The sequence below is a fragment of the Planococcus sp. SE5232 genome (assembly GCF_050686535.1).
Classification (GTDB): Bacteria; Bacillota; Bacilli; order Bacillales_A; family Planococcaceae; genus Planococcus.
In genome coordinates, this window is sequence record NZ_JBOGCP010000001.1 from 1 (window position 1) to 15633 (window position 15633).

Below are 15633 nucleotides of genomic sequence, written 5' to 3' on the forward strand. Positions count from 1 at the left end.
TGAAGGTGAACCTTCAAAACTGAACGCAAAACGTCAACCCCGGGAAACCCGGTTCCGAATTCATCCTTAGAAAGGAGGTGATCCAGCCGCACCTTCCGATACGGCTACCTTGTTACGACTTCACCCCAATCATCCGTCCCACCTTCGGCGGCTGGCTCCACAAGGGTTACCTCACCGACTTCGGGTGTTACAAACTCTCGTGGTGTGACGGGCGGTGTGTACAAGGCCCGGGAACGTATTCACCGTGGCATGCTGATCCACGATTACTAGCGATTCCGGCTTCATGCAGGCGAGTTGCAGCCTGCAATCCGAACTGAGAACGGTTTTCTGGGATTGGCTCCCCCTCGCGGGTTGGCAGCCCTTTGTACCGTCCATTGTAGCACGTGTGTAGCCCAGGTCATAAGGGGCATGATGATTTGACGTCATCCCCACCTTCCTCCGGTTTGTCACCGGCAGTCACCTTAGAGTGCCCAACTGAATGCTGGCAACTAAGATCAAGGGTTGCGCTCGTTGCGGGACTTAACCCAACATCTCACGACACGAGCTGACGACAACCATGCACCACCTGTCACCGCTGTCCCCGAAGGGAAAGGCGTATCTCTACACCGGGCAGCGGGATGTCAAGACCTGGTAAGGTTCTTCGCGTTGCTTCGAATTAAACCACATGCTCCACCGCTTGTGCGGGCCCCCGTCAATTCCTTTGAGTTTCAGCCTTGCGGCCGTACTCCCCAGGCGGAGTGCTTAATGCGTTAGCTGCAGCACTAAGGGGCGGAAACCCCCTAACACTTAGCACTCATCGTTTACGGCGTGGACTACCAGGGTATCTAATCCTGTTTGCTCCCCACGCTTTCGCGCCTCAGCGTCAGTTACAGACCAGAAAGTCGCCTTCGCCACTGGTGTTCCTCCACATCTCTACGCATTTCACCGCTACACATGGAATTCCACTTTCCTCTTCTGCACTCAAGTCCTCCAGTTTCCAATGACCCTCCACGGTTGAGCCGTGGGCTTTCACATCAGACTTAAAGGACCGCCTGCGCGCGCTTTACGCCCAATAATTCCGGACAACGCTTGCCACCTACGTATTACCGCGGCTGCTGGCACGTAGTTAGCCGTGGCTTTCTGGTGAGGTACCGTCAAAGTGCCAGTAGTTAATTGGCACGTGTTCTTCCCTCACAACAGAGTTTTACGATCCGAAAACCTTCGTCACTCACGCGGCGTTGCTCCGTCAGACTTTCGTCCATTGCGGAAGATTCCCTACTGCTGCCTCCCGTAGGAGTCTGGGCCGTGTCTCAGTCCCAGTGTGGCCGATCACCCTCTCAGGTCGGCTACGCATCGTCGCCTTGGTGGGCCATTACCCCACCAACTAGCTAATGCGCCGCGGGCCCATCCTGCAGTGACAGCCGAAACCGTCTTTCCGTGCAGCCTCAGGAGAGGCCGCAAACTATTCGGTATTAGCACCGGTTTCCCGGAGTTATCCCGATCTGCAGGGCAGGTTGCCCACGTGTTACTCACCCGTCCGCCGCTGAACCGAATGGAGCAAGCTCCACCGGTTCCGCTCGACTTGCATGTATTAGGCACGCCGCCAGCGTTCGTCCTGAGCCAGGATCAAACTCTCCATTATAGAGTAGTTGATTGCTCAAATACTTGCTGGCGTACCGCCGTCCGAAGACGCACGGTTCGCTTTGATCTGCATAACGCTGATCAGTAAAGTGCGCGGGCCGTTTTGCGCGGCCGTTGCTGTTTGTTGACGTTTTGCTGTTCAGTTTTCAAGGTTCAAGTTGTTTGTCGCGCTCATTGGCGACTCAATTAATATACCATGTTTACTATATGAGAGTCAACACTTTATGCAAAAAAACTTCAAGTATATAAGAAATGCTTTTATTGTTAATGAAGAATGTCCAAAACTTCTATATGAAACAACTGGTCTAATCGAACCTTATTTACTTCCCAAGCCACATTGAGGCATTAAAGAAACCCTTGCAAAGGCACAATAAACTAACTGCAAAAAAGATTGTGCGATTTCCAAGTAAGCTTTATAGTCTGAGACACTGGTGGGCCAGGAGCAGGCTTCGCAGATTCTGAAGACTGCCGTGCGGAGCCTAGCAAATGCAAAAAGGTCTAAGCTAAGCTTCACGTTTTTGTTGAAGACGAAGAAAATAAGTAGAGGTGCCGAAAGACGACGCGCATCTTCCCGTCAAGACAGAAATGTATCCAGGCTCCAAGAGATAACCTTCTATATAATGAATATCCGATTTTGTATTTATGGTAGACAAGAGATCGCACCAAAGAAAACTCCGCAAGAAATTCCCCAGTCCCACAACCAAACAACAGTCTCCAACTTCTCTAGTGTCCTCGTAATTCTTCGAAGCCGCACAAGTCTCTGCTGAAATTTCTCCATAAAAAAGCCCGCTGAATATTTATCAGCGAGCTGCAAGTTCGTTCTTATTCTTCGTCTTCTTCTGGAGTTTCTTCTATATCATCAATCTTCTCGTCAGCCACGACATCTTCTTCTTCATAGACATCTGCTTCAGCGCTTTCTTCGATCAATTTCTTTTCAACATCTTCTTCAAGTTCTTCCAACTCTTCAGGGATGTCGATATCTTTCTTGACTTTAGCCACAGTAGCCACGATTTCATCGTCACCGAGACGAATCAAACGAACGCCTTGTGTGCTTCTGCCTGTTGTTGAAATATCATTGACGTCCATGCGGATCAAAATTCCGTTGACGGTGATCAGCATGATGTCTTCTGTTCCGTTAATCGTTCTAACAGCAACAAGCGGTCCGTTCTTGTCGGTGATCTGGCAGGTCTTGATTCCCATACCGCCACGCGATTGAACCCGGTATTCGGATTCTTTCGTCTGTTTGCCGTATCCTTTTTCCGTGATGACCAATACATTGTCGTTAGGATCCAAAATCTCCATGCCAACCACTGCATCTCCATCACGAAGACGGATGCCTCGGACTCCACTGGCTGTTCGGCCCATGCTGCGAATATCCGTTTCAGGGAATCGGATCAATGCACCGTTTCGTGTGCCGATGACCATTTCCTTACTGCCGTCTGTCAACTTAACTGAAATCAGTTCGTCTTCTTCGCGAAGGCTGATGGCAATCAAACCGTTTTGGCGGATGTTGGCGTAGTTCGTCACAGGCGTCCGTTTGCTGATGCCTTCGCGTGTCGTAAAGAAGAAGAAAGCATCTTCCTTGAATTCGTCGACGCGTATAACAGCTGTCACTTTCTCCTCCTTGCTGATCTCCAACAGGTTGACCAGCGGCAAGCCTTTGGCAGTCCGGCCGTATTCAGGAATCTGATACCCTTTTTTACGGTAGACTTTTCCTTTGTTGGTGAAGAACAGAATTGTGTCGTGAGTGGATGTGTACAGTAAATGTTCTACGAAATCGTCTTCGTTGGTGCCCATCCCCTGCACTCCGCGCCCGCCGCGTTTTTGGCTGCGGTAGGTATTGGCCGGCAAACGTTTGATATAGCCATTATGTGTAAGCGTCAATACAGATGCTTCCACTGGAATCAGATCTTCATCTTCAAACATTTCCGCTCCGCCGGTCGTAATTTCCGTTCTCCGTTTATCGCTGAATCGCTCTTTGATTTCAAGCATTTCTTCCTGAATAATTTCAAGGATGCGGTATTCATTCGCCAGAATCTCTCTAAGGTCGTCAATCAATATCACCAGACCTAGATATTCTTCCTCGATCTTATCCCGCTCCAAACCAGTCAAGCGCTGCAGACGCATATCTAAAATCGCTTGGGATTGGCGTTCAGACAGATTAAAATCGGTCATCAAGCCATTGCGTGCCTGTTCAGCAGTCTGTGATCCACGGATCAAGGCGATAATGGCATCGATATGATCCAATGCAATACGCAAGCCTTCCAGAATATGTGCGCGGTCTTCTGCTTTGGTCAGTTCGAATTGCGTACGGCGGCGAATCACTACTTTTTGGTGCTCCAGGTAATGGAACAGGATTTCTTTTAAACCAAGAACTTTTGGATGGCCGTCTACTAGTGCCAGCATATTGATGCCGAAGCTTGTTTGCATTGCGGTTTGTTTGTATAAATTATTCAATAACACACTTGCACTCGCATCTCTGCGTACTTCAATGACGATACGCATGCCGTTGCGGTCAGACTCATCCCGAAGATCCGTGATGCCGTCGATCCGCTTATCACGAACAAGCTCGGCGATCTTTTCAATCAATCGGGCTTTGTTTACCTGATAAGGGATTTCGTTGACGATAATGACTTCTTTACCGTTGGCTTTTGTTTCGATATCGACTACCGAACGGACCATAATCGAACCTTTACCCGTTTCATAAGCACGGCGAATGCCGCTGCGGCCAAGAATGATGCCGCCAGTCGGGAAATCAGGTCCCGGGATGAATTCCATCAGCTCTTCAGTAGTGATTGCCGGGTTTTCAGCCAATGCCAAAACAGCATCAATGGTTTCACCCAGGTGATGAGGGGGAATATTAGTGGCCATACCGACTGCGATGCCTGAAGTTCCGTTTACCAATAAATTCGGGAAACGGCTCGGCAAAACAACCGGCTCTTTTTCCTGGCCATCGTAGTTGTCTCGATAATCAATTGTGTTTTTATTCAAATCACGGAGTAATTCCATGGAAATCTTCGACATTTTAGATTCAGTGTACCGCATTGCAGCAGCAGAATCGCCATCAACAGATCCGAAGTTTCCGTGTCCATCCACCAGCATATAGCGGTAGCTGAAATCCTGTGCCATGCGGACCATGGTTTCATAAACCGCTGTATCGCCGTGGGGATGGTATTTACCAATAACATCTCCGACAATACGCGCTGATTTTTTATAGCCTTTGTCTGCAGTAATCCCTAAATCGTACATTGCATAAAGAATACGGCGATGGACAGGTTTTAATCCATCACGCACATCCGGTAAGGCACGGGATACGATAACGCTCATTGCGTAATCCAAAAACGAAGTCCGCATTTCCGTACTTATATTTATTTCTTCAACACCACTGCTAGGCCGTTCAGCCATACCCGCAGCCTCCTCTCAACTCTATATCACTTAAACGTCCAGATTTTTAACGTATTTCGCATTTTCTTCGATAAAGTTACGGCGTGGTTCGACGTCGTCCCCCATTAGAATATGGAAAGTTTCATCCGCCACCATCGCATCGTTTAATGTAACCTGGAGCAATGTCCGCACATCCGGATCCATTGTCGTGTCCCATAGCTGTGTAGCGTTCATCTCTCCAAGCCCTTTATACCGCTGAATATTCGGTTTCGGTGTCGGAGATAGTTTTTCAAGTGCATCTTTTAATTGTTGATCTGTATAAACATAATCCACGTGCTTGCCTTGTTTGATCTGGAACAATGGCGGCTGGGCAATATAAATATAGCCTGCTTCAAGCAATGGGCGCATGTAACGGAAGAAGAACGTCAACAGCAAAGTGCGGATATGGGCACCATCAACATCGGCATCGGTCATGATGACGACTTTATGGTAGCGTGCTTTTTCCAGATTGAATTCTTCGCCGATCCCTGTGCCCAGTGCTGTAATGATATTGCGGATTTCAGCGTTGGTGAGGATCCGGTCAAGACGGGCTTTTTCAACGTTCAGGATTTTCCCTCGAAGCGGCAAAATAGCCTGGAAATGACGATCACGGCCTGATTTTGCAGAACCACCGGCTGAGTCACCCTCAACGATATAAATTTCACTCACTTTCGGATCACGTGATGAACAATCTGCCAGTTTACCCGGAAGGCTGGAGACTTCAAGAACGGACTTGCGGCGCGTGAACTCACGGGCTTTTTTAGCAGCCATCCGCGCATGGGAAGCCATAATTCCTTTTTCAACGATTTTTCGCGAAACGGAAGGATTCTCCAATAAGAATCGCTCAAATCCGCCAGAGAATAAATTATTGACGATGGTGCTGACTTCCGTATTGCCTAATTTGGTTTTTGTTTGGCCTTCAAATTGAGGATCCGGATGCTTGACGGAAATGATTGCAGTCAGACCTTCTCGCACATCGTCTCCGGTCAAGTTAAGATCCTGTTCTTTCAACATGCCATTTTTCCGGCCATAGTCATTAATGACACGGGTCAAAGCGGTCTTAAAGCCGGATTCATGCGTTCCGCCTTCGTGGGTATTGATGTTATTGGCGAATGAGAAGATATTTGCTGCGTAGCCCGCATTGTACTGCATCGCTACTTCAACGGTGATGCCTTCTCTTTCAGCTTCAACAAAGATCGCTTCTTCATGAAGGGGATCTTTGGTTTTATTCAGGTGTTCAACATACGACTTGATGCCGCCTTCGAAATGATAGACTTTCTCTTTTTCTTCGCCTTCGCGCTCATCTCTTGCAATAATTCTCAAACCGCGGTTCAAATAAGCAAGTTCACGCAGACGATGATCCAGGAGGTCAAATTCGTAGACCGTAGTTTCCGTAAAGATTTCTGCATCGGCTTTAAAACGGATTGTCGTCCCCGTATTTTCTGAATCTCCGATTACACGCAGATCTTCTGTTACCGCTCCGCGCTCAAATTTGATGTAATGTCGTTTGTCATCACGGTTTACAAATACTTCTGTCGTTTCAGACAAAGCATTCACTACAGAAGCGCCTACCCCATGAAGGCCGCCGGATACTTTATAGCCGCCGCCGCCGAATTTACCGCCTGCGTGCAGTACCGTCATAATGACTTCAACTGCCGGACGCCCCATCTTCTCCTGCATGCCGACCGGAATTCCGCGTCCGTTGTCTTCCACACGAATCCAGTTGTCCGGTTCAATTGTTACTTGAATCTCAGTGCAATGACCGGCCAATGCTTCATCTATACTATTATCGACGATTTCCCAAACCAAATGATGAAGCCCTCTTGAACCCGTAGAACCAATATACATCCCTGGTCTTTTACGAACGGCTTCCAATCCTTCCAACACTTGAATCTGACTAGCTTCATACGATTCCTGTAGACCTTTTTCTTCCATAGCCATTCCATTCACCTGCTCTTTCTTACGCATTTCTTACTTCGACCCTGCATATTCACAATCTATTTTCTTCTATTTTTTTCATGATCGCCTGTGTCCGATAAGGGGAACCGTAGATGAAATCTTCGGTCACCACTAAAGATTTTACGGATTCCACAGGAACAAGCAGCCGCACAAAAGCAGCCGGCATCTTATTTTCATATTGAATGACGGCTATAATGTCGGCTATTGGGAGAATTTGTGCTGCTCCAATCTGGATATACACACATCTTCACTCCTTGACTGTCCCTTCGGAAACCTCAAAAAGACGGGCACTTTGAATCGTTTCATGCTGGATGCCTTCAACACTTGTCGTCGTGACAAAGGTTTGCACGGATCCTTTAATCGTATTTAGTAGATGGGACTGCCTGTAATCATCCAATTCGGAAAGTACGTCGTCCAGCAACAATACTGGTGCTTCTCCGACTTCCTGTTTGATCAGCTCAATTTCGGCTAATTTCAATGACAGTGCCGTAGTGCGCTGCTGTCCTTGCGAACCATAGGTCTGCACGTCATAGCCATTGACGAAAAATTGCAGTTCGTCGCGGTGCGGACCGACAAGGGTCACTCCGCGATCAATCTCACGTTTGCGCACTTCCATCAGTTTCTGCTCTAAAAAAGACGCCATTTCTTCAGGCGTCCATTCAGGCTTTAAACCGCTGATCGGTTGATAGCGGATTTGAAGTTGTTCCAGCCCCCGGGAAATGCCGTGATGGATCGGTTCTGCCCATTTTTGCAAAAGTTCCATGAACTGATACCGCTTGCGGATGATTTTGACAGCCGATTCGATGAATTGTTCTGTGTAGACATCGAACATGACGTCGTTGATTGTTTGTTTCCCATAATGTTGCTTCAATATATGATTTCTTTGTTTGAGGAGTTTTTGATAAGTGACCAAATCATGCAGATAAACCGGAGAGATCTGCCCAATTTCCATATCGATGAAACGTCTGCGCACTTGTGGACTCCCTTTGACAAGGTGCAAGTCTTCCGGGGCAAACATGACGACATTCAATTGGCCAATATAATCACTCAGCCTGCGTTGCTCCAAATGATTGACTTTTGCTTTCTTCCCTTTTTTTGACAAGGTGATTTCAAGGGGCAGTTTGCCGTATTTACGGTAAACATCAGCTTTTATTTTACCATATTCAGCTTCCCAGCGTATCAATTCCTTGTCATTCGAAGTGCGATGCGATTTCGCCATGGATAAAACATACAGAGATTCCATGACATTGGTCTTGCCTTGTGCATTTTCTCCTATAAAGACGTTGATCTCTGGAGAAAAATTCAATTCTAGCGATTCGTAGTTCCGATAATTGACAAGCTCAAGGCGGTCAATCCGCATCGAAGCTCATGCCTTCAGCCGTCACGATACGAAAATCTCCAAACCCTGGAATATTTACGAGATCATTTGGACGCAGCTTGCGGCCTCTGCGGTTTTCAGCCTCACCATTTACGAAAACTTCATGCTCACCCAAAAACCACTTGGCCATTCCGCCTGAACTTATTGTATCCGTCATCTTCAACAATTGCCCAAGTGTTATATATTCAGTCTCAATCCCGATTTCTCTCAAAATGCACTCATCCTTCGATTCATAGTCTATCCCTCTATTTTACCCTATTTTAGCTAAAAAGTAAAAAGGATAGCCTATATGGCTATCCTGAGGGTCTGTTTTAAATTTAATATGTTCGGACAGGAAGAATCAGCTGCAAGATCGAATCATCCAATGCTGATTTCAAGATGAATGGACGCATCGCCCCAGTAAACTGGATGACGACATCTTGCCCGTCGATCGCTTTTAACGCATCCATCATAAATTTGGCACTGAAAGAGATTTTCAGCTCTTCGCCTTCGATGCTTTGTGCCTGAAGCTGCTCTTCCACTTTCCCGACTTCCGGTGAGTTGGAAGAAACTTCGACTTCGTTGCCGGCATTCGCTGAAAAACGCACCACGTTATTGCGTTCTTCTCTAGCCAATAGAGATGCTCGGTCAATTGCCTGAAGAAGTGAGCGGCCGTTTACGGTCACCGTTGTCTTGTATTCTGCAGGGATGAGTCGGCTTGTATCCGGATAGTTGCCTTCTAATAGACGGGAAAAGAAAAGAATGTGCTTGGATTTGAATAAAACCTGCTGGTTGGTCATGACAATTTCAACCGCTTCAGACGTATCATCCAGGATCTTGTTCAATTCGGTCAGGCTTTTCCCAGGAATTACAACGCTGTATTCCCCTTCCGGCAAAGTTTCCAATTTGGTTTTACGGCGTGCTAAACGGTGGCTGTCAGTTGCAACACAAACCAGCTCCCCATCTTTTACCTCCCAGTGGACGCCTGTTAATACAGGGCGTGTTTCAGAACTTGATACAGCAAAAACAGTTTCACGGTTGATGGTCTTCAATAGATCTGCAGGAATCGTAAACAAACGATCGTCCTGAATATCCGGCAATTGTGGATAATCCATTGCATCTAAACCGATTAAATGGAATTCGGACTTCCCTGACCGGATATGGGTCTGGAAATTCCCTGTGATTTCAATTTCGACTTCGTTAGTCGGCAATTTACGGATGATCTCTCCAAATACTTTTGCTTGAAGAACAATACTTCCTCCATCTGTTACCTGGATGATCTGTTCCCCATCTTCTTCAGCAGGAATGAATGTCTGGATCGTGATATCAGAATCACTTCCCGTTAATCTCATCCCATCAGAAGAAACATCCATTTTAATTCCCGTTAAGATCGGAATCGTCGTTTTTGAACTTACTGCTTTCATTACATCGTTTAATCCTTCAACTAATCGCTCACGCTTTATCTCGAATTTCATTCTCGAACCTCGCTTATATATATATTTTATTTAAAGGCTTTTAAAGTAATAGTAGTAGTAGGGGCTGTGAATATGTGGATAAGCCCTTTGAAGTCAATAAAAGCAGCTTATCCACATGTAGACAGTCTGTGCATAAACTGCTTGCTTATTTATTGGGTTATCCACAGCCGATTTTACTTGCCAAGCGCACTTTTGATGTCCTTGACGTCCTGCTGGAGCTGCTGATTGTCTTTCAGCATTTTGGAAATCTTGTCGTGCGCGTGAATAACGGTCGTATGATCACGTCCACCAAACTCTTCGCCAATTTTAGGCAAAGAGAAATCGGTCATTTCACGTGACAGGTACATCGCTACTTGGCGCGGATAAGCAATATCCTTGGTGCGGCGTTTTGTTTTAAAATCTTCCAATTTGACATTGAATTGGTCGCCGACTGCGTTTTGGATGTCCAAGATCGTAATGACCTTTGGTTTGGAATTCGGCATGATGTCTTTTAAAGCTTCTGCAGCCAGTTCGGCGCTCATATCACGGTTAATCAAAGAGGAATAAGCCACAACGCGGATCAATGCCCCTTCAAGTTCACGGATATTCGAATCGATGGAATTGGCAATATAGGTCATGACGTCATTCGGGATATCCAGTCCATCCGCTTTTGCTTTTTTGCGTAGAATCGCAATCCGGGTTTCCAGATCAGGAGGTGTAATATCCGTAATCAGGCCCCATTCAAAGCGGGAGCGGAGGCGATCTTCCAATGTCGGAATCTCTTTTGGAGGCCGGTCACTGGAAATGATGATCTGTTTGGATTCTTCATGGAGCGTGTTGAATGTATGGAAGAACTCTTCCTGTGTCTGCTCTTTACCTGCCAAAAATTGAATATCATCGATCAGGAGGATGTCGACACCCCTGTATTTGTCGCGAAATTCACCCGTTTTATTGTCGCGGATCGAGTTGATGAATTCGTTTGTAAATTTCTCCGAAGACAAGTAAACCACTTTGGCGTTCGGATTGTGTTCGAGGACGTAATGTCCGATTGCATGCATTAGATGTGTCTTGCCAAGTCCTACTCCCCCATAGATAAACAGCGGGTTATATGCTTTTGCTGGCGCTTCGGCCACGGCCAAAGAGGCGGCATGGGCGAAGCGGTTGCCTGAACCAATTACAAATGTGTCGAAAGTGTATTTAGGATTCAGCATGCCAGGCAAAAACTCTTGCTGCTGGTCTTGCCCCGGTTTAATGCGAGGCGCAGGGAGTTGAAAATCATCCATATCCTGATCTTTGGGCACAACAAATTTGATCATCATATCATCACCGGTGGAATCTGATAAGATCCCAGTAATCAAGTGCACATAATGGTTTTCCAACCAATCGCGGGCAAAGGAATTCGGCGCTGAAATGGTGACTGTATCATCCTGGTAGGATAGAAGTTTTGTCGATTTTAACCACGTTTCAAAACTTGGTTTGGAGATTTTAGTTTCAACTTGTGCTAAGACACTCGACCAAAGTTCGTCTAAGTGTTCCAATAGCTCTTCTCCTTTATATATAACGATATTTTATAGTATATCATACACAAAATCACAGCTTGTGGATAACATTCATAAACAGGCTGGTGAATAACTGTCCACACCTTACCCACAATTTGTGGATAACTTATTTAGGGTAAAAACTATTAACAAGTGAAAACAAGTTAATGTTACCAAAAAAGAATAGACAATACAAGAAGTTCTTTGAGTTATCCACACATCTTTTTTTGTTCACACAGGAACTATCCACAAGGGGTTTGTATGTTAAAAAACTGTAGATAAGGCTTGTGGATAATTATTTTTCGGAAAAAAACAATACACAGGTCACGCAGGGATAAGAAAAGGAATTGTGCATAACTCGAGAAGAGGAAAAGAAGGAGATCGAGAGAGGTTTTACAATAAGATATTGACATTTATACCCGTGCGCCCTTATAATAGTCGAGACTGTCTTTAGAAAAATAGTTGACTCTTATTATAGGAGGTGTCACATATGACATTGCGCACATACCAACCAAATACACGCAAACACAGCAAAGTACACGGCTTCAGAGCACGTATGAGCACAAAAAACGGACGCAGAATAATAGCTGCACGCCGTCGTAAAGGAAGAAAAGTATTATCAGCTTAAGTCCACTGACCGCATCAGTGGTCTTTTTTTCTTTTCTGCAGCATTTTCAGCAGAGAAGCATTAAAATAAGCAGGTGAATGAATGAACAAGCACCAACGGATCAAGAAGAACAAAGAGTTTCAGCAGATATTTAAAAAAGGAAAGTCCTTTGCGAACCGGCAGTTCATCGTTTATGTAATGAAAAATGAGCAGCCCGAATTCCGCCTGGGGTTATCCGTCAGCAAAAAAGTAGGAAATGCAGTAGCACGCAACCGCATTAAACGTTATATCCGCCAAACTTTCTTGGAATTGAAAGATGATTTATTGCCGAATGCGGATTACATTATCATCGCCCGACCACAGGCGGCCACTTTGGATTTTCACGAAAGCAAGAAAAGCCTTGAACATGTTTTGAAAATTGCACGTGCATTGCCGAAGAAGTAGAAGGCCATAAAGAATAGATGTTATTATAGAAGTAATTGAAATTAGTTTGGGGGAAGAAGGGTGAATAAGAAATTAGTTTTACTTATTTCACTGATTGCAGTGACATTGCTGCTTGCGGGCTGTACAGAGTTTGATCAGCCGATCAGTGACCAGAGTGAAGGGTTTTGGAATAAGTTTATCGTTTGGCCATTGGTGTCAGCCATCACATACTTCAAAGACATACTGGGAACTTACGGTTTCGGGATTATCGCTGTTACGATCATCATCCGATTGGTGATGCTGCCATTGATGGTCAAGCAGACGAAAAGTTCAAAACGTATGCAGGAAGTACAGCCTGAACTTGTTAAACTGAAAGAAAAATACAAGTCGAAAGATGCTGTCACGCAACAGAAATACCAAAAAGAAATGATGGCGTTGTTCCAGGAAAAAGGCGTCAATCCGATGGCAGGTTGTTTGCCGGTTTTGATTCAAATGCCGGTGTTGATCGGGTTTTATCACGCAATCAGCCGTATGAACAGCACACCTGAAATCGATTTGGGCGCATTTCTTATTTTTCCGCTGGCAGAACCAAGCATCATTTTAGCGGTTATCGCCGGTTTGATGCAGTTCGTCGTATTGCGGACTGGACCAGCAATGGACAATCCGCAAATGAAGATCATGATGTATTTCATGCCGGTTATGATCATTGGATTCGGTATTGTTTTACCGTCTGCGTTGACGCTCTATTGGGTTATCGGGAATATCATTTCACTTATCCAAAACCTGGTCATCTATCGTCCATGGGAGAAAAAAGAAGTACAGCAACCTGTTAAAACGAAAGCAGGAGGGGTTAAAAAGTGAAACAGATTACGCAAACGGGTCTAACTGTTGAAAACGCGATATCTGAAGCATTAGAAAAACTCCAAGTTACACGTGAAGAAGTAGACATTAAAGTAATTCAGGAAGAGAAAAAGGGTTTTTTCGGCTTTGGTGCCAAAAAAGCAGAAGTTGAAATCACTGTAATTGAAAAAACCTCTCTTCCTGAAACAGAAAAAACAGCAGAAAATATTGTTGAAGTTCCGGAAAAGTCCGAAATTCTGCCTGAAAAAGAGGGACAAGAGGAAGAAATTCCTGCTGTTTCCAATGAACAGGCGATCCAAGAGACAAAAAATTACATTCAATCAATTGCTGAAGGCATGAAAATTGAAGATTTGTCGATTACACATGAACAACGCGGTAAAAAAGTGAATTTTTATCTGGAAAGCGAGAAAGTAGCCATGCTGATCGGCAAACGGGGACAAACCTTGAATTCCCTTCAGCAATTGGCTCAACTTGTGGCCAATAAATATTCAAACCAGTTTATGATGGTTCAATTGGACGCTGAGAATTACCGGGAACGCCGCCAGGAGACGCTGGAGCAATTGGCGGATCGGATGGCGGACAAAGCGATTCGGACAGGTGGACGTGTGCAATTCGAACCGATGCCGTCTTACGAACGAAAAGTCATTCACCAAGCCTTATCAAGGCGTTTGGACATCGATACGTATTCGGAGGGGAAAGATCCCAACCGTTATCTCGTGATTGAACCGCATAAATAAGTTGAAGCCCGCCATTTCGGCGGGCTTTTTTTATGCCGAATTGACGGAATTTATCAAAATGAAGTGCTGTGTCTTTTGATTTCAAGCGCTTTATGCTAATGTAGTATGTTAGAAAGCCATGTGCATTTACTGGTTGTCCACATGTGGACAACTTTTTTAAAGCAGAAAATAAAGTTATGAACATATATTGTAGCATTTTGGCTGCTGCGTTGCTTTGTTTGTTATCCACAGGGCAGCGTTGCCGCTTTTCTTAAGAGGAGGGAACATCATGGATTTCGACACAATTGCTGCCATATCGACACCGAGCGGAGAAGGGGCAATCGCAATCGTCCGATTGAGCGGTCCGGAAGCTGTCGCCATTGCGGACAAACTATTCCGGGCTCCCAGCAACAAGGCGCTGGCTGCCCAAACGACCCATACCATCCATTACGGACATCTCGAAGATCCGGCGACAGGGGAAGTCGTAGAGGAAGTAATGGTATCGCTCATGAAAGCGCCCAAAACATTTACGCGTGAAGACGTCATTGAAATCAATTGCCACGGCGGAATTGTTTCAGTCAACCGGGTATTGGAATTGGCATTGCGTGCAGGAGCAAGACTTGCAGAGCCTGGCGAGTTCACCAAACGGGCATTTTTGAACGGCCGCATCGATCTGTCCCAGGCAGAAGCGGTCATGGACCTCATTCGCGCGAAGACGGACCGTGCCATGGATGTCGCACTCAATCAGATGGAAGGGCGGCTGTCAAAGCTGATTGGCACGCTGCGCCAGGCATTGCTGGAATCGATAGCCCAGATGGAAGTCAATATCGACTATCCGGAATATGACGACGTGGAGGAAATGACACGTCCGATCATGCTGGAAAAATCAAAATGGGTCCGTTCGGAAATCGATAAATTGCTTCAGACATCCTCACAAGGGAAAATCTTGAGAGAAGGGCTTTCTACCGTTATTTTGGGGCGCCCCAATGTCGGTAAATCTTCTCTATTGAACAGCCTTGTTCAGGAAAATAAAGCCATTGTTACAGAAATAGCGGGGACGACCCGTGATATAATAGAAGAATACGTAAATGTCCGCGGTGTTCCGCTGCGTTTGGTCGATACCGCGGGAATTCGGGAAACAGAAGATATTGTCGAGCGGATCGGTGTTGAACGTTCACGAAAAGTACTGAAGGAAGCCGATTTGATTCTTTATGTCCTGAATTATGCAGAGGCACTCACTCCGGAAGATGAGCTTTTGTTTGAGGCCGTCAAGGATATGGACTATATTGTCGTTATCAATAAAACCGATTTGCCTCAGAAAATCGACCTGGAGCAAGTGCAGAAACTGGCAGGCGATAAATTGCTGGTGACGACTTCTTTAATCGAAGAAGAAGGCATCGATCAGCTTGAAGAAGCCATTGCTGACCTGTTTTTCCAGGGAGAGATCGAAGCAGGGGACATGACCTATGTATCCAATGTGCGCCATATCGCCTTGTTGCATCAGGCACACCAAACCATTTCAGATGCCATTGGAGCTGCGGAAATGGAAGTTCCCGTAGATATGATTCAAATTGACGTCACCCGAACTTGGGAGATTCTTGGTGAAATTATTGGGGATACCGCAGATGATGGCCTCCTGAACCAATTATTCTCGCAGTTCTGTCTAGGGAAATAA

General features: G+C 45.8%; 12 protein-coding genes and 1 rRNA gene. 5 read left to right on the forward strand and 8 right to left on the reverse strand.

Annotated features, from left to right (window positions below):
• Positions 1-70 precede the first annotated feature (70 nt).
• The 8 genes from ACRC6Q_RS00005 to dnaA all read right to left on the reverse strand — a co-directional run bounded on the left by ACRC6Q_RS00005 (position 71) and on the right by dnaA (position 11351).
• Positions 71-1621 (reverse strand): 16S ribosomal RNA (locus ACRC6Q_RS00005).
• An 821-nt stretch (positions 1622-2442) separates the two neighbouring features.
• Complete coding sequence (gene gyrA, locus ACRC6Q_RS00010) at positions 2443-5025, reverse strand: DNA gyrase subunit A (protein ID WP_431465450.1); 2583 nt, start codon at positions 5023-5025, stop codon at positions 2443-2445.
• Between the two features lie 30 nt (positions 5026-5055).
• Positions 5056-6984 (reverse strand): DNA topoisomerase (ATP-hydrolyzing) subunit B, encoded by a 1929-nt coding sequence (gyrB, locus tag ACRC6Q_RS00015; RefSeq protein WP_394121107.1) that lies wholly within the window; start codon positions 6982-6984, stop codon positions 5056-5058.
• Between the two features lie 49 nt (positions 6985-7033).
• Positions 7034-7243 carry a hypothetical protein gene (locus ACRC6Q_RS00020; RefSeq protein WP_223643313.1) on the reverse strand — a complete coding sequence of 70 codons (210 nt, stop codon included), beginning with the start codon at positions 7241-7243 and terminating at the stop codon, positions 7034-7036.
• Positions 7244-7249: 6 nt separating this feature from the next.
• Entirely contained in the window at positions 7250-8362 is a 1113-nt protein-coding gene (gene recF / locus ACRC6Q_RS00025; protein ID WP_223643314.1) for a DNA replication/repair protein RecF, read from the reverse strand.
• Positions 8352-8591: a S4 domain-containing protein YaaA gene (gene yaaA / locus ACRC6Q_RS00030; protein WP_263298735.1), complete on the reverse strand. Its 240-nt coding sequence runs from the start codon at positions 8589-8591 to the stop codon at positions 8352-8354. Before yaaA ends, recF begins: the two co-directional genes overlap by 11 nt.
• A 106-nt stretch (positions 8592-8697) precedes the next feature.
• Entirely contained in the window at positions 8698-9834 is a 1137-nt protein-coding gene (gene dnaN / locus ACRC6Q_RS00035; protein WP_223643316.1) for a DNA polymerase III subunit beta, read from the reverse strand.
• Between the two features lie 173 nt (positions 9835-10007).
• Complete coding sequence (gene dnaA, locus ACRC6Q_RS00040) at positions 10008-11351, reverse strand: chromosomal replication initiator protein DnaA (protein ID WP_223643319.1); 1344 nt, start codon at positions 11349-11351, stop codon at positions 10008-10010.
• A 490-nt stretch (positions 11352-11841) separates the two neighbouring features.
• Here dnaA and rpmH point away from each other — a divergent pair, with 490 nt between their 5' ends.
• The 5 genes from rpmH to mnmE all read left to right on the forward strand — a co-directional run bounded on the left by rpmH (position 11842) and on the right by mnmE (position 15633).
• A complete protein-coding gene (gene rpmH, locus ACRC6Q_RS00045) occupies positions 11842-11979 on the forward strand; it encodes a 50S ribosomal protein L34 (protein WP_038705267.1) in 138 nt (45 codons plus the stop codon).
• A gap of 81 nt (positions 11980-12060) precedes the next feature.
• Positions 12061-12402: a ribonuclease P protein component gene (rnpA, locus tag ACRC6Q_RS00050; protein ID WP_223643321.1), complete on the forward strand. Its 342-nt coding sequence runs from the start codon at positions 12061-12063 to the stop codon at positions 12400-12402.
• A 60-nt stretch (positions 12403-12462) separates the two neighbouring features.
• Complete coding sequence (gene yidC / locus ACRC6Q_RS00055) at positions 12463-13242, forward strand: membrane protein insertase YidC (protein ID WP_223643324.1); 780 nt, start codon at positions 12463-12465, stop codon at positions 13240-13242.
• Positions 13239-13979 (forward strand): RNA-binding cell elongation regulator Jag/EloR, encoded by a 741-nt coding sequence (gene jag / locus ACRC6Q_RS00060; RefSeq protein WP_223643326.1) that lies wholly within the window; start codon positions 13239-13241, stop codon positions 13977-13979. Before yidC ends, jag begins: the two co-directional genes overlap by 4 nt.
• 268 nt (positions 13980-14247) lie before the next feature.
• A complete protein-coding gene (gene mnmE / locus ACRC6Q_RS00065; RefSeq protein ID WP_223643328.1) occupies positions 14248-15633 on the forward strand; it encodes a tRNA uridine-5-carboxymethylaminomethyl(34) synthesis GTPase MnmE in 1386 nt (461 codons plus the stop codon).

Excerpts from the sequence above, each read along its gene's own strand:
- gyrB (WP_394121107.1), bottom strand. The coding sequence starts at position 6,984 with ATGGCTATGGAAGAAAAAGGTCTACAGGAATCGTATGAAGCTAGTCAG.
- rnpA (WP_223643321.1), top strand. The coding sequence starts at position 12,061 with ATGAACAAGCACCAACGGATCAAGAAGAACAAAGAGTTTCAGCAGATA.
- dnaN (WP_223643316.1), bottom strand. The coding sequence starts at position 9,834 with ATGAAATTCGAGATAAAGCGTGAGCGATTAGTTGAAGGATTAAACGAT.
- rpmH (WP_038705267.1), top strand. The coding sequence starts at position 11,842 with ATGACATTGCGCACATACCAACCAAATACACGCAAACACAGCAAAGTA.
- gyrA (WP_431465450.1), bottom strand. The coding sequence starts at position 5,025 with ATGGCTGAACGGCCTAGCAGTGGTGTTGAAGAAATAAATATAAGTACG.
- mnmE (WP_223643328.1), top strand. The coding sequence starts at position 14,248 with ATGGATTTCGACACAATTGCTGCCATATCGACACCGAGCGGAGAAGGG.
- recF (WP_223643314.1), bottom strand. The coding sequence starts at position 8,362 with ATGCGGATTGACCGCCTTGAGCTTGTCAATTATCGGAACTACGAATCG.